The sequence below is a fragment of the Agromyces binzhouensis genome (assembly GCF_042672355.1).
Taxonomy (GTDB): Bacteria; Actinomycetota; Actinomycetes; order Actinomycetales; family Microbacteriaceae; genus Agromyces; species Agromyces binzhouensis.
Genome location: NZ_JBHXVJ010000008.1, coordinates 48,805 through 75,475, shown reverse-complemented (window position 1 = coordinate 75,475; position 26,671 = coordinate 48,805). Strand labels below are relative to the sequence as shown.

23 protein-coding genes are annotated in these 26,671 nt (G+C 70.0%); 15 read left to right on the top strand and 8 right to left on the bottom strand.

Features of this window, described 5'->3' with window-relative positions; all coding sequences use genetic code 11:
* Positions 1-3 precede the first annotated feature (3 nt).
* Both ACFVHK_RS14395 and ACFVHK_RS14390 read right to left on the bottom strand, forming a co-directional pair.
* Positions 4-945, bottom strand: a complete 942-nt coding sequence (locus tag ACFVHK_RS14395; RefSeq protein ID WP_376929407.1) for a LysR family transcriptional regulator — start codon at positions 943-945, stop codon at positions 4-6.
* A 97-nt stretch (positions 946-1,042) separates the two neighbouring features.
* A complete protein-coding gene (locus tag ACFVHK_RS14390) occupies positions 1,043-1,591 on the bottom strand; it encodes a CGNR zinc finger domain-containing protein (protein WP_376929406.1) in 549 nt (182 codons plus the stop codon).
* 112 nt (positions 1,592-1,703) lie between these two features.
* On the opposite strand from ACFVHK_RS14390, the gene ACFVHK_RS14385 reads away from it, so the two are divergent.
* The 4 genes from ACFVHK_RS14385 to ACFVHK_RS14370 all read left to right on the top strand — a co-directional run bounded on the left by ACFVHK_RS14385 (position 1,704) and on the right by ACFVHK_RS14370 (position 6,138).
* Positions 1,704-2,537, top strand: a complete 834-nt coding sequence (locus ACFVHK_RS14385; RefSeq protein ID WP_376929405.1) for an alpha/beta fold hydrolase — start codon at positions 1,704-1,706, stop codon at positions 2,535-2,537.
* Between the two features lie 179 nt (positions 2,538-2,716).
* Entirely contained in the window at positions 2,717-3,655 is a 939-nt protein-coding gene (locus ACFVHK_RS14380) for an EamA family transporter (RefSeq protein WP_376929404.1), read from the top strand.
* A gap of 132 nt (positions 3,656-3,787) precedes the next feature.
* Positions 3,788-4,297, top strand: a complete 510-nt coding sequence (locus tag ACFVHK_RS14375; protein ID WP_376929403.1) for a hypothetical protein — start codon at positions 3,788-3,790, stop codon at positions 4,295-4,297.
* Between the two features lie 380 nt (positions 4,298-4,677).
* On the top strand, positions 4,678-6,138 hold the full coding sequence (locus ACFVHK_RS14370; RefSeq protein WP_376929402.1) for an HNH endonuclease signature motif containing protein: 1,461 nt from the start codon (positions 4,678-4,680) through the stop codon (positions 6,136-6,138).
* Positions 6,139-6,316: 178 nt separating this feature from the next.
* On the opposite strand, the gene ACFVHK_RS14365 is transcribed toward ACFVHK_RS14370, so the two are convergent.
* Positions 6,317-7,318, bottom strand: a complete 1,002-nt coding sequence (locus tag ACFVHK_RS14365) for an alpha/beta hydrolase (RefSeq protein ID WP_376929401.1) — start codon at positions 7,316-7,318, stop codon at positions 6,317-6,319.
* A 122-nt stretch (positions 7,319-7,440) separates the two neighbouring features.
* Between ACFVHK_RS14365 and ACFVHK_RS14360 the strand changes: the two genes are divergently transcribed.
* Entirely contained in the window at positions 7,441-8,028 is a 588-nt protein-coding gene (locus ACFVHK_RS14360; protein ID WP_376929400.1) for a PadR family transcriptional regulator, read from the top strand.
* Positions 8,029-8,065: 37 nt separating this feature from the next.
* Positions 8,066-9,847, top strand: coding sequence for an ABC1 kinase family protein (locus tag ACFVHK_RS14355; protein ID WP_376929399.1), 1,782 nt, complete (start codon positions 8,066-8,068; stop codon positions 9,845-9,847).
* Positions 9,848-9,859: 12 nt separating this feature from the next.
* Here the strand turns inward: ACFVHK_RS14355 and ACFVHK_RS14350 are convergent, their stop codons facing one another.
* Positions 9,860-10,501 (bottom strand): hypothetical protein, encoded by a 642-nt coding sequence (locus tag ACFVHK_RS14350; protein WP_376929398.1) that lies wholly within the window; start codon positions 10,499-10,501, stop codon positions 9,860-9,862.
* Between the two features lie 242 nt (positions 10,502-10,743).
* Here ACFVHK_RS14350 and ACFVHK_RS14345 point away from each other — a divergent pair, with 242 nt between their 5' ends.
* The gene (locus ACFVHK_RS14345) at positions 10,744-11,658 is read left to right on the top strand and encodes an alpha/beta fold hydrolase (protein WP_376929397.1); all 915 of its coding nucleotides are present in this window, start codon (positions 10,744-10,746) and stop codon (positions 11,656-11,658) included.
* Positions 11,659-11,672: 14 nt separating this feature from the next.
* On the opposite strand, the gene ACFVHK_RS14340 is transcribed toward ACFVHK_RS14345, so the two are convergent.
* On the bottom strand, positions 11,673-12,542 hold the full coding sequence (locus tag ACFVHK_RS14340) for an alpha/beta fold hydrolase (protein ID WP_376929396.1): 870 nt from the start codon (positions 12,540-12,542) through the stop codon (positions 11,673-11,675).
* 85 nt (positions 12,543-12,627) lie between these two features.
* On the opposite strand from ACFVHK_RS14340, the gene ACFVHK_RS14335 reads away from it, so the two are divergent.
* Positions 12,628-13,179, top strand: coding sequence for a TetR/AcrR family transcriptional regulator (locus tag ACFVHK_RS14335; protein ID WP_376929522.1), 552 nt, complete (start codon positions 12,628-12,630; stop codon positions 13,177-13,179).
* Positions 13,180-13,417: 238 nt separating this feature from the next.
* Here ACFVHK_RS14335 and ACFVHK_RS14330 read toward each other — a convergent pair whose 3' ends face one another.
* Both ACFVHK_RS14330 and ACFVHK_RS14325 read right to left on the bottom strand, forming a co-directional pair.
* Complete coding sequence (locus tag ACFVHK_RS14330) at positions 13,418-15,871, bottom strand: hypothetical protein (protein ID WP_376929395.1); 2,454 nt, start codon at positions 15,869-15,871, stop codon at positions 13,418-13,420.
* A 112-nt stretch (positions 15,872-15,983) separates the two neighbouring features.
* Positions 15,984-17,177 carry a hypothetical protein gene (locus ACFVHK_RS14325; protein ID WP_376929394.1) on the bottom strand — a complete coding sequence of 398 codons (1,194 nt, stop codon included), beginning with the start codon at positions 17,175-17,177 and terminating at the stop codon, positions 15,984-15,986.
* A gap of 147 nt (positions 17,178-17,324) precedes the next feature.
* Between ACFVHK_RS14325 and ACFVHK_RS14320 the strand changes: the two genes are divergently transcribed.
* Positions 17,325-17,690, top strand: a complete 366-nt coding sequence (locus ACFVHK_RS14320) for a hypothetical protein (RefSeq protein ID WP_376929393.1) — start codon at positions 17,325-17,327, stop codon at positions 17,688-17,690.
* Between the two features lie 202 nt (positions 17,691-17,892).
* Here the strand turns inward: ACFVHK_RS14320 and ACFVHK_RS14315 are convergent, their stop codons facing one another.
* Entirely contained in the window at positions 17,893-18,549 is a 657-nt protein-coding gene (locus ACFVHK_RS14315; RefSeq protein ID WP_376929392.1) for a TetR/AcrR family transcriptional regulator, read from the bottom strand.
* Between the two features lie 176 nt (positions 18,550-18,725).
* Here ACFVHK_RS14315 and ACFVHK_RS14310 point away from each other — a divergent pair, with 176 nt between their 5' ends.
* The 6 genes from ACFVHK_RS14310 to ACFVHK_RS14285 all read left to right on the top strand — a co-directional run bounded on the left by ACFVHK_RS14310 (position 18,726) and on the right by ACFVHK_RS14285 (position 26,612).
* Complete coding sequence (locus tag ACFVHK_RS14310) at positions 18,726-20,381, top strand: ABC transporter substrate-binding protein (RefSeq protein WP_376929391.1); 1,656 nt, start codon at positions 18,726-18,728, stop codon at positions 20,379-20,381.
* Between the two features lie 96 nt (positions 20,382-20,477).
* On the top strand, positions 20,478-21,302 hold the full coding sequence (locus ACFVHK_RS14305; protein ID WP_376929390.1) for an ABC transporter ATP-binding protein: 825 nt from the start codon (positions 20,478-20,480) through the stop codon (positions 21,300-21,302).
* The gene (locus ACFVHK_RS14300; protein WP_376929389.1) at positions 21,299-22,108 is read left to right on the top strand and encodes an ABC transporter ATP-binding protein; all 810 of its coding nucleotides are present in this window, start codon (positions 21,299-21,301) and stop codon (positions 22,106-22,108) included. The genes ACFVHK_RS14305 and ACFVHK_RS14300 overlap by 4 nt, the downstream gene beginning before the upstream one ends.
* Positions 22,105-23,220: an ABC transporter permease gene (locus ACFVHK_RS14295; RefSeq protein WP_376929388.1), complete on the top strand. Its 1,116-nt coding sequence runs from the start codon at positions 22,105-22,107 to the stop codon at positions 23,218-23,220. Before ACFVHK_RS14300 ends, ACFVHK_RS14295 begins: the two co-directional genes overlap by 4 nt.
* 3 nt (positions 23,221-23,223) lie before the next feature.
* Positions 23,224-24,294 carry an ABC transporter permease gene (locus tag ACFVHK_RS14290; protein WP_376929387.1) on the top strand — a complete coding sequence of 357 codons (1,071 nt, stop codon included), beginning with the start codon at positions 23,224-23,226 and terminating at the stop codon, positions 24,292-24,294.
* Between the two features lie 23 nt (positions 24,295-24,317).
* On the top strand, positions 24,318-26,612 hold the full coding sequence (locus tag ACFVHK_RS14285) for an exo-beta-d-1,3/1,6-glucosidase (RefSeq protein ID WP_376929521.1): 2,295 nt from the start codon (positions 24,318-24,320) through the stop codon (positions 26,610-26,612).
* The last annotated feature ends 59 nt before the right edge of the window (positions 26,613-26,671 follow it).

Sequence of the window (26,671 nt, the reverse complement as noted above, 5' to 3'; positions counted from 1 at the left end):
ACCTCACGCGGCGTCGCGACCCACCGCCCCGACCCGCACCGCATCGAGCACCGCCTGCAGCGCGGGCGAGTCGGCCTGGCTCCGGCGATGCACGGCCGCGACGCCGCGCACCGACGCCGGCTCGACCGTCGGGATCGCCACGAGATCGTCGGGCAGCGGCGACCGCCCGAGGCGCGGCACCAACGCCACCCCGAGACCGGCACGCACGAGCTCGAGGTGGTTCTCGAACTCCATCGACTCGTGGACGATGCGCGGCGCGTTCGAGACGCCGTCGAACAGGCGCCGCAGCCACTGGCGGCAGATGGTCGAGTCGAACGTCGCGACCCACTCCTCCTCGGCGAGGTCGGCCGGGGTCAGCTCGGTGCGGCTGGCGAGCGGGTGCTCGCGGCGCAGGATCACGTCCGCGACATCCGTGAACAGGGGCGTCTCGATCAGGTGATCGGGCATCGCGAGCGCGACGCCGCCCCACCGGTGCACGATGCCGAGGTCGCGCTGACCGGATGCCACGAGCGCGATCGTCTCCCACGGCTCGCTCTCGCGCATCGGCACCCGCAGCTCCGGATGCTCCGCGCGCAGCCGCGGCAATACATCGACCAGCAGGCCCCGCACCGCGGTCGAGAAGGCGCCGATGCGGACCTCGCCGGTGATGCGGCGCGCGGCCGCGCCATCCGCCCCCGTCGCGCTGCTCGCGAGATGCAGGTCGGCCTCGATGCGCTCCAGGTCGGCGAGCACCGTCGCCGAGGACGTGACGAGCTGGCGGGCGGCATCCGTCAGCACCACCCCGCGACCGGCCCGCTCGAGCAGCGCCACCCGCGTGCCGCGCTCGAGGCGCTTGATCTGCTGCGACACCGCCGACGGCGTGAACCCGAGCGCGTCGGCCGCCGCCGCGACGCTGCCGTTCGTGGCGACCGCGCGCAGCGCGACCACGGCTTCGAGATCGATCATGCAGCGATGCTACCGATTCGGGTGCAGAGATAGTCCTTCATGTTTCCGGATGCCGCGGGCGACCCATGACCCCCGGAAGGACGATGCAGCGAGCGGCTCAGCCGAGCTTGGCGCGCGCCGAGTGCCGGCGTGCCTTCGCGCGGTTGCCGCAGGTCTCCATCGAGTGCCACCGACGGGTGTTCGCCCGGCTGGTGTCGATGAAGAAGTGCTGGCAGTCGGATGCCGCGCACGGCCGGATGCGCGAGCCCTCGGGCCCCTGCAGGTCGGCCCACTCGAGCATGGCGCGCGCGCCGATCCGCCGCCCCGGGGCGAGGTCCTCGCGCCACCGAGCGCCATCCGGACCGAAGGCGGGACGCCGCGTGATCGCACCGGTCCACGGCTCGAGGTCCTCGATGGGAGCCTGGCCCCGGAGGAACCTCGCCAGCAGCGGGCGGGCGGCGCGGGCGTCGGCGATCTCGTCGTCGTCGCCCGTGCCGCCGTGGGCGACGAGCCATGCCGCGGCCTCGGCATCCGTCGCGAGCTCGTCGTCGACGTGGTCGTCGAACTCGAGCCGGGAGTTCACGAGATCCAGCAGGAGCGATCCGGCGCCCGCGTGCGTGGCATCCGTCGGCATGGCCCCACCTCCGTCATCGATCGCGTTCTGCATCGATTCTAACCCCCTCGGAATATCTCACCGGTTATCGTGTTGCACTCGTCAACGCACTAACCACCACGACCATTCCATCCGGTTAGGCACTGATTCGAAGGAGCTGGCATACATGCCGTTCATCACCGTCGGAACCGAGAACTCGAGCGACATCGACCTCTACTACGAGGACCACGGATCCGGGCAGCCCGTCGTGCTGATCCACGGGTACCCGCTGAGCGGCGAATCCTGGGAGAAGCAGTCCGCCGCCCTGCTCGCATCCGGCTACCGCGTCATCACGTACGACCGTCGCGGATTCGGCCGGTCCTCGAAGCCGACCGTCGGCTACGACTACGACACCTTCGCGGGCGACCTGAAGGTCGTGCTCGAGACCCTCGACCTCCGCGACGCCATCCTCGTCGGGTTCTCGATGGGCACGGGCGAGGTCGGGCGCTACCTCGGAACCCACGGCAGCGAGCGCGTGGCGAAGGCCGTCTTCCTCGCCTCGCTCGAGCCGTACCTGCTGCAGGCCGACGACAACCCCGCGGGCGTTCCCGCCGAGGTCTTCGCCGGCATCGAGCAGGCGGCGAAGGCCGACCGCTACGCGTGGTTCGACGACTTCTTCCACAACTTCTACAACCTCGACGAGAACCTCGGCACCCGCATCGGCGAGGCCGCGGTCCGCGCGAGCTGGAACACCGCGTCGTCGAGCGGATGGTTCGCCTCCTCCGCCGTCGTCCAGTCCTGGCTCACCGACTTCCGCACCGACATCGAGAAGATCGACGTGCCTGCGCTCATCGTGCACGGCACCGCCGACCGGATCCTGCCGATCGACGCCACCGCGCGCGAGTTCACCAAGCGCCTGCCGTCGGCGGAGTACGTCGAGATCGAGGGCGCCCCGCACGGCATGCTCTGGACGCACGCCGACGAGGTCACCCGCGTGCTGGTCGACTTCGTGCAGAAGTAGCACCGACGCCGCACCTCATCGCGGCACGCACGAACGAGGGGCTCGGGTCATCCCGAGCCCCTCGGCGTCTCCGCGCTCGGTGCCGCCGGCCGCCTGCGATCGATCATGCAGCGATGCTACCGATTCAGGAGCAGAAATGGTCGCTGGTGTTTCCGGATGCCGCGGGCGAACCTTGACCCATGACGAGACGCGACATGCTGCTGGCCGCCCTGGTGGCGACGATGTGGGGCTTCAACTTCGTCGTGATCGACTGGGGCATGGATGGCATCCCGCCGCTGTTCTTCGTCGCGGTGCGCTTCGCCGTCGTCGCCCTCGCCGTGGTCGTCGTGCCGCGGCCGCTCGCAAGCTGGAAGACCGTCGTCGGCGTCGGCCTCTTCATGAGCCTCGGCCAGTTCGCCCTGCTCTACACGTCGATCGCGCTCGGGCTGCAGCCCGGCATCGCCGCACTGCTGCTGCAGGCGCAGGTCGTGCTGACTATCCTCGTCGCCGCGCTCGCGCTTCGCGAGCGCCCGACCCGCCTGCAGGTCATCGGGGTCGGGCTCGGGACGATCGGGCTCGGCGTCGTGGCGCTCGGGCGCGGCGGCGACGCGCCCGCGCTCGCGGTCGTGCTGTGCCTGCTCGCCGCGCTCTCGTGGGCGATCGGGAACGTGGTGGCGCGGCGGGCCGGCCCGGTCGCGCCGGCGCGGCGGTTCGGCGCGCTCTCGCTCACCGTGTGGTCGTCACTCGTCGTGCCGCTGCCGGCGCTCGGCCTGTCGGCACTCATCGAGGGACCCGACGCGATCGCCGCCGGCATCGCCGCATTCGGATGGCGGCCCATCCTGTCGACGCTCTACACCGCGGGCCTCTGCACGCTCGTCGGCTACGCGATCTTCAACGGACTGCTGGCGCGGAACCGGTCGGCATCGGTCGTGCCGTGGGTGCTCCTCGCGCCGGTCGTCGCGATGGCGTCGGCGGCGGTGCTGCTCGGGCAGGTGCCGAACCTGTGGGAGACGGTCGGCGGGGCGGTGCTCGTGGCGGGGGTGTTCGTCGCGAACGCGCCGGGGCGGCGGAGGGCGAAGCCGGCGCGGCATGCGCCGGAGGCATCCGCCCTGCACGCCGTGGGGCCGCGGTCGGGCTGACGCGGGCCGGTCGTACGGGACGCGGCGCACGACCCGACGGCATCGGGGCCTCGCGACATCCGCCCCTGCCTCTTGCACCTCGCGCCCGGGCGCTGCCAGCATGGCCGCACCCCTACCACCGCGGAGGCCCGCATGCCCGACACCGTGTCCCTGCCGTCCAGCTCGACGGTCTCGACCCTTCCCGGCGCTGCGGTGCTGTGGCGGGTGCGGCGGCTGCTCGGCTGGGCGATCGGCGCCGCCTTCGCGTACAGCCTGATCGGCGGGGCGAGCAAGGCCACGTGCGCGGGCGGGGTCACGGGCGACGGCGGGTATCTCGATGGGGCCGGCCGGGCGACGGATGCCGCGCCGCTCTGCCTCACGGTGACGCTCGAGCCGTCGGGCTTCGCGTACGCGGTGATCGCGGTCATCGTGTTCGCGACGATGACCGGAGTGCTGCGTCGCGCCGTCGACCAGTCGGACGCCGTCCGTCGCCTCGATCGCGCCGTCGTCGGGATCGTCGTCTTCGTGCTCGCGTGGACCCTGATCACGCAGGCGTCCTTCGCGGGCATCTCACTCGAGTCGTGGGATGGCGCTGGGCCGTTCTTCTTCGAGGGGGTCCGGTTCGGGAACATCGTGACGGATGTCTCGCCGATGGTCGGGTAGGGCGCCGACCCACGCATCGGCCGGCCCGCGAGCGGCCACGGGGGGTCTCGACCGGGTGATCGGGCACGGCGGCGCAAACCTGGCCCACCAGTGCACGGTGCCGGGATCGAGCTGACCCGACGCGACGAGCGCGATGGTCTCCCACGGCTCGCTCTCGCGGATCAGTGCCCTCAGCTCGGGATGCTCCGCGCGGAGGCGCCGCAGCACGTCGGGCGGCGCGCCGCCACGTCGGGAGCGCGATGGATGCCAGGTGTCGGATGCCGCGCCACGACTCGTCCTCCACAGGCGCACGTCGGGCGGTGCCATTCACAGGCAAATACGCTGGTCATGCGTCATTTCTGGGGCGATCGGATGTCGGTGGGTGGGTGCAGGATCGAAGCATGGAACAACCCCCGGCCCCGCAGCATCCGCTCGGCGCGCTCGCTGCGCTGGGGCGAGATCTCGCAGCACTGCGCGAGGTGTGGGCGGGTGGATCGCCGACGTGGGTCGCCGTGCCTGGGGGCGCGCAGGTCGAGATCGAGCAACTGAGCGACGGCGGGCTCATGCGGGTCACCGATGCGCTGGCGACGGTTCGCCGCGACGTCGACGCGCTGCTGGCGAGGGTCGCCGCCGAGGTGTCGAAGCGGTCCGGGCCGGAGTTCGGCGAAACCGGGTTCGCCAAGTCGCAGGGGTTCCACAACCCGACCCGCCTCCTCGCCGCGGCCACCGGAGGGTCGCTCGGCGACGCGCGCCGGCTGATCGCGGTCGGCACCGCCACCGCGGAGCGGCAGACCTTCACCGGGGACCGGCTCCCGGCACGGCATCCACACGTGGCCGAGGCCGTCGAGGCGGCTGGGATCAGCCTCGAGGCGGCATCCGCGATCACGACCATGCTCGACCGGGCGTCGATGCGATCCGAGCCCGACCGGGTCCAGGTCGTCGAGCGTGCGCTCGTCGACCTGGCTGAGCGGGTGCCGCTCGAGACCCTCCTGCGTGGCGTGCGCGAGGCCGAGGCGCGGCTGGATCCAGACGGTGTCGAACCCCGCGAAGACGAGCTGCGCATGGAGCGCTCGGTGACCATGCGGGAAGACGGCCGCGGCATCGTGCACCTGCATGCCCGACTCGATCCCGAGAGCGCGGCTCCGGTGAAGGCGGCGATCGAGGCGCTCGTCAGCGACGCGCTGCGCAGGCGCGAATCGGGCGGACGCGCCCTCGGCGATCGCACGCTCGCCGACGGCCGACCAGCCGACGGTGGGCGCGGCCCGGTCATCGACGACCATCGCACGATCCCGCAGATCCAGGCCGACGCACTCGCCGCACTCGCCCGCCACACGCTCGGCTGCACCCAGACCCTCACGCCGCTCGCCAAGACCACGGTCGTCGTGCGCGTCGACCTCGATGCGCTCGTCGAGGGGCTCGGGCACGCTCGAGTCGACGGTCTCGAGCAGCCGATCTCGGCGGGCACCGCCCGTCGAATGGCCGCCGATGCCGAACTCATCCCCGCCGTACTCGGCGGCGGCAGCCTCCCCCTCGACCTCGGCCGGGCCGCTCGCCTCTTCACCAGGGTGCAGCGGCTCGCGCTCGGCGAGCGCGACGGCGGCTGCGCCTCGTGCGGCCAGAACATCGGGTACGTCGAAGCCCACCACATCGACTGGTGGGAACGCGACGCCGGCCCGACGGACCTCGTGAACGGAGTCCTGCTCTGCAGCTTCTGCCACCACATGATCCACCGCGACGGATGGAAGATCCACGCCGGCCCGACCGACGTCTGGTTCATCCCGCCACCGCACATCGACCCGGCACAGGTGCCACGACTGGGCGGACGAGCGCGCTTCGAGCTGCGCGAAGAGCGTGCCGCGTGAGCGCTCCGGGCCGCATGAGCGCTCCGGGCCGCATGAGCGCTCCGGGCCGCATGACGCCGTTCGGCGGCGTCCGCGCTGCGCCTGAGGGCTGTGCGTGCTCAGCACTCGGCGTACTCAGCGCTCGGCGTGCTCAGCGCTCGGCGTGCTCAGCGCTCGGCGTGCTCAGCGCTCGGCGTGCTCAGCGCTCGGCGGATGCCGCGAGCCGCTCCCCCAGCCACGCCCGCGCCCGGGCGTGGAAGGCGCGCGTCACGCCCGCGCCCCGGGCGATCGACTCGAAGCCGTGCGGCGCGCCCGGCACCACGTCGACCGTGCACTCGACGCCCGCATCGCGGAGCGCCTGGGCGTATGCGACGTCCTCGTCGTGGAACAGATCGACGTCGCCGACGCCGATCCACGCCGGCGGAAGTCCATTGAGATCGGCGCGGCGCGCGGGCACGGCGAAGTCGGGCACGGCGTCGGCGCCCGGCGGCATCTGGAGGTACGACGACCAGCCGACGAGGTTGTCGCGGTTGGTCCAGGCGAAATGCCGGACCGCGTCGAGTTCGCGGCGCGCCGCGGTGCGGTCGTCGAGCATCGGGCAGTACAGCAGCTGCACGGCGGGCTGCGGTCCGCCGTCGGCGAGCAGGCGCTGCGCGAGCGCGGCCGCGAGTCCTCCGCCCGCGCTCTCCCCGCCGACCGCGACCCGCGCCGGGTCGATGCCACGAGCGGACGCGGCATCCTGCACCCACTCCCACGCCGCGACGCAGTCGTCGAGCGGCACGGGGAACGGATGCTGCGGCGCGAGCCGATACTCGACCGAGACGACCACGATGCCGAGTCGCTCCGCGAGGTCGGCGCAGAACCGATCGTCCGCCGCGGCGGCGCCGATCACGAGGCCGCCGCCGTGGATCCAGATCAGGGCCGCGCGGGCGGGCGCACCCGACGCCGCTGCATCGTCGGGCGTGAAGACCCGGGCACCCGTGCCGGGAGCGTCGAAGTCGATCCGCTCGAATCGCACGCCCGCCGTCGGCTTCGGCGGCGGGATGAGGGCGAACGCAGCCTGCGCCATCCGTCGCTGCCAGCCGCGCCGCACCTGCGGGCGAGGGAACCAGCGGTACGCACGTCGGAGCTCCGGGTGCAGGTCGGCGATGCGCATGCGCGCCGGGGAGGGATGCACGTCATCCGCGCGGGTGCTCGTCATGGTGGTTCCGATTCTGGCGCACGCGATTCCTCTCAGCAGATTCACGACCAGTACAGCACTCAGCGATATATCGTTGACATATCGCGAGACCCGATCAGGGCCCCGGTTTCAGGGAGGTCATCATGAGCGATTCGTACGGCGGAAGCGGCTTCGGCAGCGGCTCGGGCAACTGGGGCAGGGGCAATCCCGGCCAGGGCATCTGGGACGCGATGGAGCAGCTGCGCGGCATGTTCGAGCAGAAGGTCGCACCGCGCATGGGCAAGGGCGACGTGCGCGCGGCGGTGCTCGCGCTGCTGGCCGAGAAGCCGATGCACGGGTACCAGATCATCAACGAGATCGCCGAGCGCAGCGGGGGCGCGTGGAAGCCGAGCGCGGGCTCGGTGTACCCGACCCTGCAGCTCCTCGCCGACGAGGGCCTCATCACCGCCGAAGAGGAGGGCGGGCGCAAGACGTACACGCTGACCGACGCGGGCAAGGCCGAGGCCGAGGCATCCGCTGACCGCACCCCCTGGCCCACCCCGCCCGGCGGCGGCGGTGGAGGCGGCGGACGCGACTTCGGCATGTCGGGCGCACTGCCCAAGGCCGGCATCGAGCTCGCGCAGGCGGCCGCGCAGGTCGGGCGCTCCGGCACCCCCGAGCAGGTGAAGGAAGCCGTCGAGGTGCTGGAGGACGCACGCCGCCGGCTGTACTCGATCCTCGCCCAGGGCTGACCGAGTGCCCTCGACACGTCGGCGTCCGACAGGCAGGATGCCCGATGTGGGGAACACGCGCGCCCGCTACCGACGGATCCTCCGGTTCGCCGCGCGATACATGGTGCAGACCTGGTGGTTCGAGCTCGTGCTGCCACGGTTCGGCCTGTCCGGCTTCGTCGCGCGCGGGCGCGAAGCGCGGCTGACCCGCATCGCGCAGCGCTTCCATGACCTCGCGGTCGACCTCGGCGGCCTCATGATCAAGGTCGGCCAGTACCTCTCCTCGAGGCTCGACGTGCTGCCGCCCGAGATCACGCGCGAACTCGCCGGGTTGCAGGACGAAGTGCCGCCTGTGCCGTTCGACCGCATCCGCGCGCTCGCCGAGGCCGAGCTGGGCATGCCGCTCGACCGCGCGTACGCGTCGTTCGACCCGACGCCGGTGGCCGCCGCATCCCTCGGCCAGGCGCACCGCGCCCGCCTCTCCCCCATCGACGCCGGCGACATGGGCTACGACGAGGCCGTCGTGAAGGTGCAGCGACCGGGCATCGAGGTGATCGTCGACACCGACCTCGCCGCACTGCGTCGCATCGCGGGGTGGCTCAGCCGCGTGCGGTTCGTCGCGAGCCGCGTCGACCTGCCCTCCCTCGTGGAGGAGTTCGCCACGACGAGCCTCGAGGAGATCGACTACGTCAACGAGGCCGGCAACGCCGAGCGGTTCGCCGCGAGCTTCGCCGGCGACCCGCGCGTCGCCGCGCCCGAGGTCGTCTGGGAGCGCACCACCCGCCGCGTGCTCACCCTCGCCGACGTCACCGCGATCAAGATCAACGACCGCGCGGCCCTCGTCGCGGCCGGCATCGACCCGAAGGCCGTCGCCCAGCAGTTCGCTGCCGTCATGTTCGACCAGCTCTTCCGCGACGGGTACTTCCACGCGGATCCGCATCCGGGCAACATCTTCGTCACGCCGGTCGGGGTGCTGTCCGGCGAGACGGATGCCGCGGCATCCGCTTCGACGCAGGTGACGACGGATGCCGCGGGGCCGGCGCCCGACGCGGCATCCGCTGCCTCGCCCGCCTCGCCCGCCTGGAAGCTCACCTTCATCGACTTCGGCATGATGGGCCAGGTGCCCGACGGGCTGCGGCAGGCGCTGCAGCAGCTGATGATCGCGGTCGCCTCGCGCGACGGCAAGCGGCTGGTCGAGAGCTTCCGCAGCGTCGGCTTCCTGCTGCCGACCGCCGAGACCGCGGAGCTCGAGCGGGCGATGACCGAGCTGTTCGCGCGCTTCGGCGGCATGGGCTTCGCCGAGCTCGCGCAGGTCGACGAGCGCGAGCTGCGTAGGTTCGCGATCGAGTTCAGCGACGTCATGCGCACGCTGCCGTTCCAGCTGCCCGAGAACTTCCTGCTCATCATCCGCGCCATGTCGCTGACCTCGGGCATGTGCAGCTCGCTCGACCCCGAGTTCAACATGTGGGACGCCGTCGAGCCCTACGCCGCCAAGCTCCTCCGCGACGAGCGCGGCAACATCGTCCAGGCGCTCGGCCGCGAGGCGATGTCGGTCGCCGGCACGGCCTGGCGCCTGCCTGGTCGCCTCGACAAGGTCGTCGACCGCATCGAGAACGGCCGCCTCGTCGCGAACTCGCCCCGCATCGAGCACCGGATGGCGCGCCTCGAGCGCACGGCCGGGCGCATCGTCTCGGCCGTCGTCTTCGTCGGGCTGTTCCTGGGCGGCATCCTGCTGCGGCCGGATGAGCCGGTGTGGGGCGGCATCCTGCTCGGTGTGTCGGTGATCCCGCTGCTGCACGCGGTGTTCGCGGGGGTGTTCGGGCGGCGCGGGCCGGGGTGAGCGAGCGGCCGATCAGGCCGGACCCGGGGCGATCGGGAGCATTCGCTTGCCATTCGTCCACATGAAGAATCCCACCGCGCCGATCGCCAGCCCGAACGGAATCGCGAACAGCACCGAGGCCGTCTGCTCATTGGACGCGAGGAGCAGCACGCTGCTCACGGCGAAGAAGATCCCGAGCCAGAGCGGGATCAGTCCGGAGCGAAGGATGAAGATCGCGATCATCAGGAAGCCGACGATGACGCCGATCGACCCTGGAATGACGAGGAATGGCATCCACGGCAGGTCACCGTCGAAGAACAGGGCTTGAACGAGCACGCTGAGGAACAGGATGGCGAATCCGACGGCCGCGGTGACCGTGCCCGCATTCGCCAGCTTGATGTGGCGCCCGTACCGCCGCGCCATGACGAGAAGGCCGGCGATGCCGACGAGGATGAGGGGCACGGCCGCGATCAACAGCGCAGCGACCATGGGGGTCGCTGAGCGCATCGACCGCGTGGCGCACTCGTCGGCGATGCATCCGACGGGCTCCAGCGAATGCAGAATGACGGCGAGCACGAAAAGCACGCTGCCGAGCATCGCCGCAACCCCGGTTGCTCGCAGGAGCGGCGTTGTCCACTCTCGTCGGGCAGATGCTTCCATCGTGGTGATCGTCACGCCGACCCATCCGGTATGGATGCTCGCTGGCTCCAATACTCACGCCGTCGGCATGGATCGTCAACGACTCTGGGCGAGGAACGCGAGCGCGCACCCGTCATGCCGCTCGCCGCACAGTGCACCACGCCGCGGCTGCCACCATGGCGTCGACTCGGGCGACGGGCCCCCGAAAGACATCTGGACACGCCCACCAGGCAGAGGTACTATAAACATAGTAGAATCCGCTCGACGAAGGAGTCGTCATGCGTGCACCTGAACCTCACCGCGATTCCACCTTCGCAACGCCGTCCCGGGCGCCGCAGCTGCCCGAGGCATCCGGCTTCGAGCACCTCATGGTCGAGACCCCCGGCCTGCGCACCCACGTCGCCACCATCGGCGACGGCGACGGCGAGCCCATCGTGATGCTGCACGGCTTCCCGCTGCACTGGTGGCAGTGGCGCGAGGTCGCGCCCCGGATCGCCGAGCGGGGATACCGCGTGATCTGCCCCGACCTCCGCGGCGCCGGCTGGACCGAGGCCGACGACCCCGGCATCGAACGCGAGACGCGGATGCACGACCTGCTCGCCGTGCTCGACGCCCTCGGCATCGGGCGTGTCCACCTCGTCAGCCACGACATGGGCGCGATCACCGCGATACAGCTCGCCTACACCCACTCCGACCGCGTGGGGCGGGCGGTGCAGCTCTCGGTACCGCCCGGATTCATCTCGTTCAGCCCGAAGCTCGTCGCCGCGTTCCGGCACATGCCGAAGCTGCTGTGGCATCGTCCGGGAGCCTCGCTGCGGGGCGTCTGGGCCGACCAGTACAACGCCGGGCCGACGGCGGACGAGATCATCGACATGCACCTCGCCCCCATGCAGCGACCCGAGATCGACGGCGCCGTGCGCCCGCTCTATCGCGGCATGGTCGTCCCCGAGTCGATGCGGCTGAGCCGCGGCACCTACACGCGCATGCGCCTGACCGTCCCCACCCTCTTCGCCTTCGGCCGGGTCGACACCAGGTTCGACGAGCCGCTCATCCGTCGTCTCTGCGGGGACCCCTCGCGATTCGCCGACGACGTCGAGTTCGCCTTCGTCGACGACGCCGGCAAGCTGCTCCCCGACGACGCACCCGAGGCGGTCGCGAGCCTCACGCTCGACTGGATCCGGCGTCCGGTGTGATCGATGCCACGGCGTCACGCCGCGGCATCCGCCCTGATGAAGTGCTCGAGGATCACGTCGGAGACCGCCTCGGGCGCGTCATCCGTGATGAAGTGCGACGCCCCGTCGATGAACGCGAACTCGAAGCGATCGGCGTACCGGGCCGGGACGCCGCTGAGCCGACGCAGGTCGGCTTCGGTGTAGGCGCCGTCGCGGCGGCCGAACACGCAGAGCGTCGGGGGGCGGAGGCGCTGCGCCGTGTAGGCACCCCTGGCGATGCGCATCGCCTCGGGCAGCACCATCCCGCGGTAGAGCCGGCGCACGGCACCGTCGATCTCCGGGCGTCGCATCGGCGCCAGGTACGCCTCGACCGTGCCGGGTGCGAGTGGCCGGGCCGCGTACTCCGGACCGAAGAGTCCCGCGAACGACCGGCCGGGCCGGTGCCACACGAGCGGTGGAAGGTGACGCAGCGCGCCCAGCATCTTGGGGCTGAACGACATGAACGGCGGCGGCGCGGCGAGCCACACGAGCGCCTCGACGCGCTCGGGGTCGGCGTAGGCGAGCTGCATCGCCGCCATCGCGCCCATGTCATGACCGACCAGTCGCACGCGGTCGAGGCCCATCGCATCGAGGATCGCGACGAGGTCGCGCAGGCGGGTCTCGCGCTCGATCCCCGGGCTCTCGGCAACGGTCCAGCCGGCACCGCGCAGGTCGGGGCAGATCACCCGATAGCCCTGCTCGGCCAGCCGCGGCCCGATGTCGCGCCACTGCCACCAGTGCTGCGGGAACCCGTGCAGCATCACGACGGGATCGCCCTCGCCGACGACCGCGACGTGCGAGGCGAGCCCCGGGGTCGTGATGGTCAGGTGCTCGAATCCGGATGCCTCGGGCATCGGCGTGTCCATCGGGGAACCCCCTCCGCAGCGGTGGATACTAGCTTCATAGTGCTATCCACTAGATCCATAGTAGATGCGAGACGGGACGGTGTCCATGCCGACGACGAGGGAACGGGCGCTCGAGGCGGCCGTGCAGCTGCTCGGGTCGGAGGGCGTGCGCGCGCTCAGTCATGCCCGGGTGGACGCCCGGGCCGAGCTGCCCCCCGGATCGACCTCGAACTGGTTCCGCACCCGGCGGGCGCTGCTCGCCGGCATCATCGACTGGATGGCCGAGCTGGAACGCGCCGACTTCTCCCCCACGCTGTTCGACGACCCCACGCCCGAAACGATCACCGAGGGCCTCTGCGCGGTGCTGCTCGCGCAGACCGGCCCGTTCGCCGTGCGCACGCGCGCCCGGTACGCACTCTTCCTCGAACTCGGGGCCGACGACGAGCTCCTCGCGCCGCTGCAGCGCCAGCGCCGCGAGTTCGAGCAGTGGACCGACCGACTCGTCACCGCCGCCGGCATCCCCGACCCGCTCCCGGCGGGGCGCGCGCTCATGGCGCTCGGCGACGGCCTGATCCTGCACCGCCTCACCGTCGACCCCGGGCTCGACGTGCGCCCCATCTTCGAGCGCGCCGTGCGGGCGCTCGCCGCGACGGCGTGAGGACGCCTTCGCAGGGCGGCGTTCGATCGCAATCGAGGCGTGCGCCGCCGTCACCCCTGGCGGGCCGAATTGGACGCACGATCGCACCGAAGCGCACCGATTTCCGGCGAAGGTCAGAGGAAGGACGAGCATGTTGAAGACTTGCTTCACCCGGTTCGGGGTGTCGATCAGCTCACGGCTGCACGCGGGGTTCGCGCGCGTTCGGCTGCGGCGGGCTGGACGGGGCGAGCGGAGTCGACTACCCGACGCGTTCGCGCTCGGTGCTGGCGGAGCGGAACGCGTGCAACAGCTCATCGGCTGCGCGCGGGTTCGCGCCGAGGTATCGTCGCGCGCGCGCCAGTACATCGAAGTGCGCAGCACCAGGCTGAAGATGGAGCTCGAACGCTGACTCGTCCAGTCCATGGTCGAAGGTCTCGAGGATGGTTGCGAGGTAGTTGCACATCGCTGCAACCTCGTCCCTCAACCCATCGATCAGAACGGCGTCGACCCTGCCTTCACTCGCCGACTCGTCAATCGACACGTTCCCGTTGGATTCAACTTCGAGCGCACGCAGACGGCTCTCGAGTTCGCGGAGCCTGCCGCCCGTGGGCACCTCAGCAACGGGCCAGTCATCGATGACGCGGAAAAGGGCCGTCCCCGAGCCGCTGCCGAGGATGCCGAAGAGTTGATCGACTGCCGCCCGAAGCGTTCGGTAGAGCTGGCGCTGCACGAGGCCGGAGCTCACCGTGTCGATCGCGGCGCCGCCTTCGGAGGAGTACCCCATCTCAGCCATCTGATACGCGATTCTGACGACTTGCCGAGCGAGACCACCCGACAGAACGTAGGCGAGCGCAACAAATGGCCGCGGGAGACCGACGATGAGGTGATCGAGGAGCGCGCGTGCTTCGCTGAGACGGAGGTAATCGACACGGATAATTTCATCGAACGCGCTGTCGAACACTGTGCGCATCCCCATCGCTGCGAGTTCGAACTCAGCGAGGGCGTCCTCGGAGACCGAAACGAGGTAGAAGCAGTTCGGCACTCCGAAGAGCGCTTTGAGTTCGTTCAGGAACTTCTGCGCCAGGTCGCCGTCGCTTATACGATCCAACTCATCGATCGCGACCAGCACGTGAGCGCGCCTCACCCGTTCGGTGTTCGGCGGCCTCGTGCCTCCTGGCCTGAGCGCGCTGAGTCGCCTGACGTGCGTCGGGTCATCCGTAATGACCCGTGCCGCTTGTTCCAGAAACCAGCGGAACTCATCGACGAGCTCCGGGTAGTTGAGGGGGACATCGTCGCGACGGACGCTCCCACTCGCCTTGCCGCCGACCGATAGCCCCGAGTACCCGATGCCCGCGCTGAGCTCTCTGGCGAACGTGGTGCTCTGCACGAAACGGATCGCGTCCCGTTCCTCTCGGGCGATCTTCACGAGCTCCGCGAGGTCGGAGACCTCGCGGCGGCTCTGCCGCACGTCCTGTTCGGACACCATCCGGCGCGCTCTCGCGCCGGTCAACACGCTGCCGTTCGTCAGGGCCTGAGGCTCGTAGCGCCGCACGTACCGCTCCACCGCGTCGCATAGCCGTCCGAACAGATGGACGAGGAACTCCTTCTGGTCATAGCCAACCGGTGCGCTCACCTCCACGATGAGATCCCGCCTCGCCAACTTCTCGTTCGAACTCCGGCTCGCGTAGGCGCCCGACGCCCACCGGTGAAGCAGGGTCGACTTCCCAGAGCCGCGGGGCCCTGCTAGCGCGAAGCTCCCCTTCGTCCGCGCCGCCATGAACTCGCGCAACGAGCTCGCGGCCGCGGTGTCGACTACAGCAGTGGCACTCTCCGGATTGATTCGGCGGTTCAGATCCAGGTTCAGGGAATAGGCATCCGTCGAGATGCTGTTGATCGCGGCATTGAGCGCAGGAAGGACCGACGACTGGAACAACTCTCCGCGCCACGCGTTGTACGCGCTCTGAACGCTTTCGCCGTCGCTCGTGCTGTAGAGGGACCAGACTCGCCCGCCGATTATTCCCAGCGCCGCCACCACAGCGGCGATGCCCAATCCCGAAACGAACCCCGTCCATGAGAGCCCCACGATTCCCATCGCGGCAAGGACGCAGCCCGCGATGGCAGCGAGCACAGCGAGGACGACGCTCAGGTAGAAGGGCCAGTCGATCGACGCGTCGAGCGAGAACCAGAATGCGAGGCCGAGCGACACGACGAAGCCAGCGGAGATCGCCACCGCCCAAGGTGTCGATATACCTAGCGATCCAGCGAGAGCGAACGGCGCGAATAGGAGACCGGCCACTCCCCCGGCGATTCCCAGTAGCAGAATCCCGAGGCCAATCCATCGAACCAGCGGATGCTCGTGTCGCCGGCTCAAACGCTTCCGGTACGCCTCCGAGGCCAACAGGAACACCTGCATCGACTCATAAGACGGGGCGAGAAGCGCTTGGGGATCTGTCATCAGACGCGCACGGATCCGGCCGATGTCCTGCCCCTCGGACACCCGCTCGATCGTCGCATCCACTAGCGCCTCAAGCGTCTGCAGCGGATCGACGAAGTCCTGCCAACGCGCGTCGTATCCCTCCGGCAGGCCATAGGAGAACAGATCACCGTATTCGAAGCTCATCGGCGCGTTCGTGGTCATCGGCATGCCTCGCGGAGGCCCCGGCTCGCGGGCAACGCCGACGCCGACCTCGTCGTCGCGCTCGCTTTCGCCCATCAGCGAGTCTCCGTCACGACCAAGTTCGGACGCCGCCGTTGCAGCTGCGTGAGAACCCTCGCCTATCGACCGCACCGTCGACCGGCCATTATCGGTTCCCATAAGCGTCCCCTCACTCGGCGTCGTACTGCGTGTCGTCAGTCACGGCGTGCAGCTCCTCGAGGTATCGGCCGACCACGCCCTCGTATACGGAGTCCGGCACCCTGCAATTGAGCTGGCGGAGTTCGTTCTGCGTTTGCACGATCGCCGAGATCAGCTGCTTGCGCCGCACAGGGTCGTTTTCGATCTCCAAACTGGTCCGAAGGGCCTCGAGTCGCCGCTGAATCTCCGCGCAGCGCGAGGTCGGCCGCGATCTGACGGTGATCGCGAAGCCGCCGGGTACCGCGCTTGACTCCACGGTGAGCCCTTCCCCCTGCAACGTCGCGGTACCCGCGATTCCGCTCGCCTTCAGAAACACTTTCGTGTCTCCTTGGACTTCATAGATCAGCGCACCCTCCACGGGGATGCCCTGCGACACGGCGCCCGCATTCTCGTACTGATCGGTGCGTACGCGAGCCTCGATCATCAGGTAGCCCGGTGAGACCTTGGATTTCAGCCGGACAGCGGAGACCCGTCCCGGCGGGGGCGGCTGAGTCTGCGAAATGGCGTGGACCTGATACGTCGCGGTGGTGCCGATCTGGTGAATCGCGACGGAGCCGTCGGCCAGCCACCCGAAGAGGCCCTTCGTATGTGCTGACGCGTGGGTGCCGCAGGAGCACGACATGACGTCGTATCGACCCAGCGGCGGAAGACTGTAGTAGAGGTCACCCATTCGCGTGATCATGTGCAGTGTTTCCATGCCCCAGACGCCGATGCTCTGTCGCATTGATAGGCCGGGGTCCTGGTAGAGCGCCGTGCGCGCATAGTACGACATCCCATTCACCGCGTCCCCCGGATACCAGGCATATCCGCCGCGGTGCGGGCCGAATCCGTGCGGGAGGACCATCACCGCGAAGTCGAACGGGTGCAGCTTCAGGTCGAAGAAGGGTGTCGACAAGAACGGGAGCGACCTCAACCCTGCTCCAATTACGTCCTCATCTGGCGCGACAACCGGAGGGAGGACCTTTCCTGTGAGGGAGGCCCTGCCGGACGACATCGCGTGCACATACGCTGCCAGCGAGCGATCGAAGCCCGTGACGGGATCCGGGTCGAAGAACGCCCTTGCGAGCACTTGCGCCCTGAAATCCGGCGGCACGTTGACATCGACCTGTGCATTGCTAACGGGGATGAACGCTACGTGCCGAGCGCCGAGCCATTGCTGGATCACGATTCCCCCTCCGCGCGGCAATCAGACCGGCCTCCGACGCCGATGGCTCTGCAGGGGGAATTCGAGGCCACAATTACTCCGCCTTCCCTAAGATGACAAGTCCTCATTTCTGCGGACCTCAAGTCCGCGACGAGATCCCGCACGACGATGCCCCCCAAGAACAAAGAAAAGAAAAGGAAGAACAAGGGAAACAAAGAGAAGACACCGGAACGAGTCACTCCGGTTTCCTGCTTCGCCACCTATCGCCGCGCGTCCTTTGCTCTGGAGCGTGGCACGCCTGCCGCCCGAGCTGCCGCCCCTGGAGGGGGCGGCTCGTGCGAGGAGCTGCCGGCCGGCTTCACCGTCGGGGCGACCACGCCCGCGCGCGCCGCCCAGATGAGCCTGGGCATCCCGCTCCTTGAGCACACCAACGGCACAGCGCCGACGTCGACACCGGACACAAGGAGCACCTCCCACGACCTGCCATCGACCGCGGAGCGGCGCACCCCCGCCGACAACGCCCCAACCACCTAGAATCACGGCGCCTGCGATCACGGCACCCGCGACAGCTCCGGATCCTCGTGTCCCCCTCGGTGGGCGGCGGGTAGCCCACCGAACCGACGCCTGTGAGCAACGACTCGCCACTCGGCCTGCCGGGCATGATTTGCGGTCCGCGACGATAATCGCGCGTGTCGCGATCACCACCGGGCGGCCTGCCCCCACGTGCCTGCGCGCGTCAGGCGAGCGGCGACGGCGACGGCGACGGCGACGGCGAGACCACCGAGTCGACGATCGCCTCGATGGCGAACTCCGACGCGCGACCGAGGTCGACCGCGTCCGGGTCGAGCAGCCACTGCACCTGCAGGCCGTCCATGACGGCCAGGATGCTCGCTGAGGCGAGTTCGATCGTTTCAGGCTCGGCGACGCCGTGCTCCTCGCACACGACCTCGAAGGCGCGGGCGACCTCGCCGCGCAGAGTCTCGTAGCGCTTCTGGAAGAACACGCGCCCCGGGTGGTCGTCGGTCACCGACTCCGCCGACAGCACGACGTAGGCCTGCACGATGCCGGCGCGGTGGGCGTTGACGAACGCCGTCCGCACGAGATGCCGGAAGAGCGCCATCCCGCCGGGGATGTGCTGCTCCTCGAGATCGGCCACGTCGGTCTCGTCGCGATGGCTGAGCACCTCGAGGAGGAGCTGGTCCTTCGACCCGAAGTGATGGAGGATCCCCGCGTGGGTCATGCCCACCTGGTCTGCGATCTCCTGGAGGGTTCCGCCCGCGAACCCCTTGCTCCCGAAGATCTCGACCGCGGCGTCGAGGATGTCACGCCGCTTCGCGAGGGTCTCGGGGCGCGATCGCGGCTGCCGACGCTGAGCCGCCGTCGATTCCGTCATCGGTGGCACCCCCTTCCTCGCCTGCCGGATCACGAGTCTACGCACGCCCGAGCGGGCGGAGAACGGCGCATTGCGTTACTTACTTACTTGATAGTAAGTTAACGCCGCACCCACTCGACGCCGGCGTCGCCCCTTCAGGCAGGCACGGTGTCGTGCCCCCACACGAAGGAGAAGCAATGAGGCTCAGTACGTCCCTCGGCGCCGTCGGCATCGCCGCGACGCTGGTGCTCACCGGTTGCGCCGGCGCGAACACCGACAGCACCCCGGCGGAGAGCGGCGCAGCGCTGACGATCGCCAAGCCCGACGGCGCGATCACCACCGAATCGCACAACCCGTACCTCGGCGACTCGTCCGCCTCGAAGTACGGCTACGCCAAGGTCATCTTCGAGCCGCTCGCGCTCGTGAACCCGACGGGCGACCTCGGCACCACCCCGTGGCTCGCCGAGTCGGTCGAGTGGAACGACGACTACACCGAGCTGACCGTCGTGCCCCGCAGCGGCGTGAAGTGGAGCGACGGCACCGAGTTCACCGGTGACGACATCGTCTTCACCTTCGACCAGTTCCTCACCGGCAGGCTCGCCGACACCTCGGGCCTGAAGTACGAGGGCGCGACCGTCGACGGCGACGCGATCACCCTGAAGTTCGCCGACTCGAAGTACATCGCGCAGTCGCGCGTGCTGCACACCCCGATCGTGCCCAAGCACATCTGGGAGGAGATCGACGACCCCAACACCGACCCGCTGACCGGCGAGGGCCTCGCCGTCGGCACCGGCCCCTACGTGCTCGACACCTGGTCGACCGAGTCGGTCACCCTCACGGCGAACGAGGACTACTGGGGCGGCGACCTGGCCGTGCCCGAGCTGCACTACGTCTCCTACGGCGACAACGCCGCCCTCACCACCGCGCTCGTCTCGGGCGAGGCCGACTGGGCCCAGGCGTTCATCCCGCAGATCGAGGAGAGCTACCTGGCCGCCGACGAGGACAACCACTTCCTCGCATCCCCCACGGCCGGCGCCGGCACCCTCTTCATGAACCTCCAGACCGAGCCGTTCGACGACCCGGCCCTCCGCCAGGCGCTCGCGTGGACGATCGACCGCCAGGCCTACGTCGACATCGCACGCGAAGGCGCGAGCACCGCGATCTGGAGCGCGACCGGCCTCAGCGGCCTGCTCGAGGACGAGATCCTCCCCGAGTACCAGGGCGAGGAGTACGAGGTCGACGTCGACAGGGCCAAGGGGATCCTCGAGGACGCCGGCTACACCTGGAAGGACGAGAAGCTGATCGACCCGGACGGCGACGCCGTCTCGTTCTCGATCTCGGTCCCGGCCGGATGGAGCGACTGGAACACCGAGCAGGCGCTCATCGCCGAGGAGCTCGACGCGGCGCTCGGCATCGAGGTCAAGGTCGACCAGCCCGACTGGGGCGGCTGGGACGCCGCCCGCCAGGAGGGCACCTTCCAGGCGATCATCCACTGGCTCGAGGACACCGGCAACGCCTACGGCCTCTACACCTCGACGATGGACCCGAAGTGGATCGTCGACGACCGCGCCCAGTTCAACTTCGGCCGCTTCGACGACCCCGCGGTCACCGAGGCGCTGAACACCTACGCCAACGCGTCGTCCGACGCCGACCGCGAGGCGGCGCTGGCCGTCATGCAGGCCGCGTTCGTCGAGAACGTGCCGGCCATCCCGCTCGGCTCGCACCCGCTGCTCGGCGAGTACAACACCCGGAACTACGTCGGGTTCCCGACCGAGGACGACCAGTACGCCTCGGCCGACCCGACGCAGCCCGGCATCGTCCAGATCCTGGCGAAGCTGCAGCCGGCCGACTGACCCGCATCGGATGGGGCGGGTGCACCCCGGTGCATCCGCCCCACCCTCTGCCGGCATCAGCCCGCACGTCGGGCATCACGAAGGGAACCCCCACCCATGAGCGACACGTTGCTGTCCGTCCGCGACTTCTCGGTCGTGTACGACGTCGACCCGGCCGTGGAAGCGGTCAGGAACGTCACGCTGAACCTCCGCCGCGGTGAGATCCTGGGCCTCGCCGGCGAGAGCGGATGCGGCAAGACCACCCTCGCCTACGGCGTCCAGCGCCTGCTCAAGGCGCCGGCGGTGATCACGAGCGGTTCGGTCGTCTTCCACGACGCGAGCGGCGAGGACATCGACGTCAACGCCCTCGAGGCCGACGAGATGCGCCGGTTCCGCTGGGACAAGGTCTCGATGGTCTTCCAGGGCGCGATGAACTCGCTGAACCCGGTCGCGACGATCGGCTCGCAGCTCGAGGACGTGTTCGAGGTGCACCGCCCGAGCCTCACGAGGGCCCAGCGTCGGGACGCCGTCGTCGAGCTGCTCGAGATCGTCAAGGTGGGAGCGCAGCGGTACCGCTCGTTCCCGCACGAGCTGTCGGGCGGCATGCGGCAGCGCGTCATGATCGCGATGGCGCTCGCGCTCCGCCCGCAGCTCATGGTCATGGACGAGCCGACCACGGCGCTCGACGTGCTCGTCCAGCGCGAGATCCTCCGCCAGATCTCGGCGCTGCGCCACGAGTTCGGGTTCTCGGTCGTCTTCATCACCCACGACCTTCCGCTCCTCCTCGAGATCAGCGACCGCATCGCGATCATGCGCGACGGCGAGATCGTCGAGCTCGACACCGCCGAGCGGATCTGGCACGACCCACAGGACGACTACACGAAGACGCTGCTGTCGTCCTTCCCGCGCCTCACCGGGGAGAAGGGGATGGTGCTGCGATGACGCTCCTCGAGTTCGACGCCGTCACCAAGGTGTACGCGGTGCGCGGCGCCGGCCACATCACCGCACTGGACGACGTGAGCTTCACGCTCCGATCCGGACAGACGATCGGCCTCGTCGGCCAGTCCGGCAGCGGCAAGTCCACGATCGCGAAGATCTTGACCCAGCTCGAGACGCCGACCAGCGGCGAAGTGCGGCTGGACGGTCGCGCGATCCCCCGTCGCGGCGCGGGGCTGCGCGCCTACCGCCAGCAGCTGCGGATGGTCTTCCAGGACCCGTTCGCGTCCCTGAACCCGTACCACTCGATCCGGTACCACCTCCAGCGTCCGCTCCGGCTCGACCGCATCGTGCCGAAATCGGAGGAGGACGCCGAGGTGCGGCGCCTGCTCGAGCGCGTCCGGCTCGACCCGGACGTCGTGATCGACCGGCGGCCGCACGAGCTCTCCGGCGGCCAGCGGCAGCGCGTCGCGATCGCCCGCGCCCTGGCATCCCGGCCGAAGCTGCTCGTGGCCGACGAGCCGGTCTCGATGCTCGACGTCTCGATCCGCCTCGGCGTGCTGAACCTGCTCGCCGACCTGCAGCGCGAGGAGGGCCTCGGAGTGCTCTACATCACGCACGACCTCGCGACCGCCCGCCACTTCAGCGACGAGATCCTCGTGCTCAACCAGGGACGCGTGGTCGAACGCGGACCCGCGGACGACGTCATCCTGAACCCGCAGCACCCGTACACGCAGGAGCTCCGGGCGGCATCCCCCGACCCCGACGCGCACTTCGCGTCGGCATCCGGCATCGACGGAGGTGCACTGTGACCGCGGTCCAGCCCCAGTCCCACACCCACGAGACCGAGACGCGCGCCGACCTGCCCTCAGGCAGCGAGACCGACGCCGTCGAGGCCGGCACCACCGCGACCCGCGCGACCAGGGGCCGCTCGCGGATCCCGTGGCGGTTCCTCGGCGGCCGTGCCGTGTTCTACCTCTTCACCCTGTGGGCGGCGATCACGATCAACTTCTTCCTGCCTCGCATGATGAAGGGCGACGCCGTCACGCAGTACCTCTCGCGCAACCGCAACGTCAGCCCCGAGGCGGCGGAGGCGCTGCGCTCGCTCCTCGGCCTCGACACCGACAAGAGCCTCTGGCAGCAGTACCTCGACTACTGGGCGCTGCTGCTGCGCGGCGACCTCGGCGTCTCGCTGCTGCACGGCCTGCGCCCGGTCACCGAGGTCATCGGCCAGTCGCTGCCGTGGACCATCGGCCTCGTCGGCTTCGCGACGATCGTCTCGTTCGCGATCGGCACGATCGGCGGCGCGATCGTCGGATGGCGCCGTGGCAGCCGGCTCGACGCGCTGATCCCGGTCACGACGTTCCTCAGCACCATCCCCTACTTCTGGCTCGGGCTGCTCGCGATCGCGCTGTTCTCGGTGAACCTCGGCTGGTTCCCGATCGGCAAGGCCTACGGCGTCGGCATGAGCCCGGAGTTCTCGCCCGAGTTCATCGGCCAGGTCATCCACCACGGCACGCTGCCCGCCGCGACGATCATCATCGCCTCGCTCGGCGGCTGGATGCTCGGCATGCGCAACATGATGCTCACGGTGCTCGACGAGGACTACGTCATGGTCGCCGAGGCGAAGGGGATGCCCCGCACGCGGGTGCTCTGGGGGTACGCCGCGCGCAACGCCGTGCTCCCCCAGATCCAGAGCTTCGCGCTGTCGATCGGCTTCATCGTCGGCGGCACGATCGTGATGGAGATGGTCTTCAGCTACCCGGGCGTCGGCAAGCTGCTGCTGGATGCCACGAACGCGAAGGACTACGCGCTGATGCAGGGCGTCTTCCTCGTGATCACGCTCTCGGTGCTGCTGGCGAACCTCCTCGCCGACATCGCCTACGCATTCCTCGACCCGCGCACGCGCCAGACGGAGGCCTGAGCCATGGACACCACCGTGACCGACCGGACGAACGATCCGGCGACCGCACGCCCGGCGGGCGTACCCGCGACCGCGACGATCCGCACGACGGAGGATCCGCCCGCGAAGACCACGCACGACCGACCCACGTTCCGGTCGAAGCTCGGCAGCGCCTTCGCGATGTTCCGCAACGGCAAGTCGATCGCAGGGCTCTCGATCCTCGGCTTCTTCGTGCTCGTGGCGATCTTCGCCGACGTGCTCGCGCCGTACTCGCCGACCGCGGTCGACCACACCGCGCGCTTCCAGCCGCCGTCGGCCGAGCACTGGCTCGGCACGACCCACATCGGCGAGGACGTGCTGAGCCAGGTCATCCACGGCACGCGCGGCGTGATCGTCGTCGGCTTCCTCGCGGCGATCATCGCGACCCTCATCGCGATCGTCGTCGGCGTGATGTCGGGCTACCTCCGCGGATGGCGCAGCGAGAGCCTCTCGGCACTCACCAACGTCTTCCTCGTGATCCCGGGCCTGCCGCTCATCATCATCGTCGCGTCGATGTTCGAGGACCCGCCGCTGGCCGTCGTGGCCGCGGTGCTCGGCCTCATCGGCTGGGCATGGGGAGCCCGCGTGCTGCGCGCCCAGACGATGTCGCTGCGCAACCGCGACTTCATCCAGGCCGCGCGCGCCAACGGCGAGCCGCTTCGCCGCATCATCACGGTCGAGATGCTCCCCAACCTCATGGCGCTCATCGCGGCGAGCTTCGTCGGCACGGTGACCGCGGCCATCCTGGCCCTCACGACCCTGTCGTACATCGGCGTCATCCCGGTCACGACCTACAACTGGGGCACCATCCTGAACTGGGCCGGCGCGCAGGGCGCGTTCCGGCAGAACCAGTGGTGGTGGTACCTGCCGCCGGGGCTCTGCATCGCGGCCATCGGCGTCGCCCTCTCGCTCATCAACTTCGGCATCGACGAGTACGTCAACCCGCGCCTGCGGTCCGCCGGCGAGCGGGCCCGCGCGATGAAGAAGAAGGGGCTGAACGTCAACGACACCGTGACCGCCGTGCGCCCCACCACCCGGACTGAGGAGAACCCGTGACCACCGCCGATATCGTCACCCCCATGTACCTCGACGCGAACCGCCCCGTCGCCGACCGCATCGCCGACCTCCTCTCCCGGATGACGGTCGAGGAGAAGGTCGGGCAGATGCTGCAGCTCGACGCCCGCGAGGACCTCGAGGACCAGGTGCTGCGACAGCACGTCGGATCGATCCTGCACGCGTCGCCGGAGCGGATCGAACGCGCCCACGAGCTCGTCGCGCAGACGCGACTGCGGATCCCCCTGCTCGTCGGGGAGGACTGCATCCACGGGCACTCGTTCTTCGAGGGCGCGACGATCTTCCCCACCCAGCTCGGCATGGCCGCGTCGTGGGATGCCGACCTGCTCGAGCGGGTCGCACGCGCGACCGCCGTGGAGGTCGCCGCGACCGGGGTCCACTGGACCTTCTCGCCCGTGCTCTGCATCGCGCGCGACCTGCGCTGGGGGCGCATCGACGAGACCTTCGGCGAGGACCCGTTCCTCATCGGCGAGCTCGCCTCGGCGATGGTGCGCGGCTACCAGGGCGGCGGGCTCGACGACGACACGGCGATCCTCGCGACCGCCAAGCACTTCGCCGGCTACTCCGAGACGCAGGGCGGCCGTGACGCGAGCGAGGCCGACCTCTCGCGCCGCAAGCTCCGTTCCTGGTTCCTGCCGCCGTTCGAACGCGTGGCGAAGGAGGGCTGCCGCACGTTCATGCTCGGGTACCAGACCACCGACGGCGTGCCGATCACGGTGAACGAGTGGCTCCTGAACGACGTGCTGCGCGGCGAGTGGGGCTACACGGGCACGCTCATCACCGACTGGGACAACGTCGGCCGCATGGTGTGGGAGCAGAAGGTGCAGCCCGACTACGCCCACGCGGCCGCCGCCGCGGTGAAGGCGGGCAACGACATGGTCATGACGACGCCCGGCTTCTTCCGCGGGGCGCTCGAGGCGATCGAGCGCGGGCTCCTCGCGGAGTCCGACCTCGACCGCGCCGTCTCGCGCATCCTCTTGCTGAAGTTCGAGTTCGGCCTCTTCGAGAACCCCCGGAAGCCGGATCTCGCGCGCATCGACGCGGTCGTCGGCAGCTCGACGCACGCGTCGCTCAACCTCGAGGCGGCCCGCCGGTCGCTCGTGCTCCTGCGCAACGACGGCGTGCTCCCGCTCCTGCAGGGGCGGGTTCCGGATGCCGCGGGCCGCGCGATCTCGGACGGCACGCCCCGCCGCGTCGCCGTGATCGGGCCGCTCGCCGACGACGCGCAGACGCAGCTCGGCGACTGGGCCGGCTCGTCGGGCCAGGCCGACTGGCTGCCCGACGGGCACCCGCGCGGCATGATCACGACGGTCCTCGACGGACTGCAGCGCGCGACGCCGGCCGACTGGACGGTCGAGCACGCCGAGGGCGCGCGCATCCTGACCCTCGACGAGGATCCCGCGGGCGCGTTCTTCCCCGACGGCCAGCCGCGACCGCAGGTGGTCGTCCCGTGCGCACCCGACGAGGCGCTCATCGCCGAGGCGGCAGACGCCGCACGTCGCAGCGACCTCGCCGTCGTGGTGGTCGGCGACCGCATCGAGCTCGTCGGCGAGGGCCGTTCGACCGCGACGCTCGAACTCGTCGGCGACCAGGTCGCGCTCCTCGACGCGGTCGCCGAGACCGGCACCCCGTTCGTCGTCGTGCTGCTCGCCTCGAAGCCCCTCGTGCTCCCGCCGTCGGCGGAGCGCGCGTCGGCGCTCGTCTGGGCCGCGAACCCCGGCATGGAAGGCGGGCGGGCGATCGCCGAGCTGCTTCTCGGACTCGTCGAGCCGAGCGGGCGCCTGCCGATCTCGTTCGCCCGGCACGCCGGCCAGCAGCCGACCTACTACAACCAGATCCGCGGCCAGCACGGCACCCGCTACGCCGACCTCACGCAGAGCCCTGCGTACGCGTTCGGCGAGGGCCTGACGTACACCACCGTCGAGTACGACGACCTCCGGATCCTCGACGACGCCGTCGCGCCCGATGCCACGGTGCGGGCCGAGGTCCGCGTCACGAACACCGGAACCCGGCCGGTACGCGAGCTGGTGCAGGCGTACCTCCGCGACGAGGTGACGTCGGTGAGCTGGGCGGACAAGGAGCTGAAGGCGTACCGCCTCGTCGACCTCGAACCGGCCGAGTCGCGCGTGGTCTCCGTCGAGCTCGCCGTCGCCGACTGCACGCTCGTCGACGCGAACGGCACGCGCGTGGTCGAGCCGGGAACGTTCGAGCTGCTGGTCGGCCCCTCCTCGCGCGACGAGGCGCTGCTCGCGGCATCCTTCGCCGTGGTGGCCGCGCCGGTCGCGGCGACGGAGGGGTGACGGTGCGGGGGCGACGACGGGTTCCGGTCTCGTCGTCGCCCCCATTCCTCCCGAAGAGG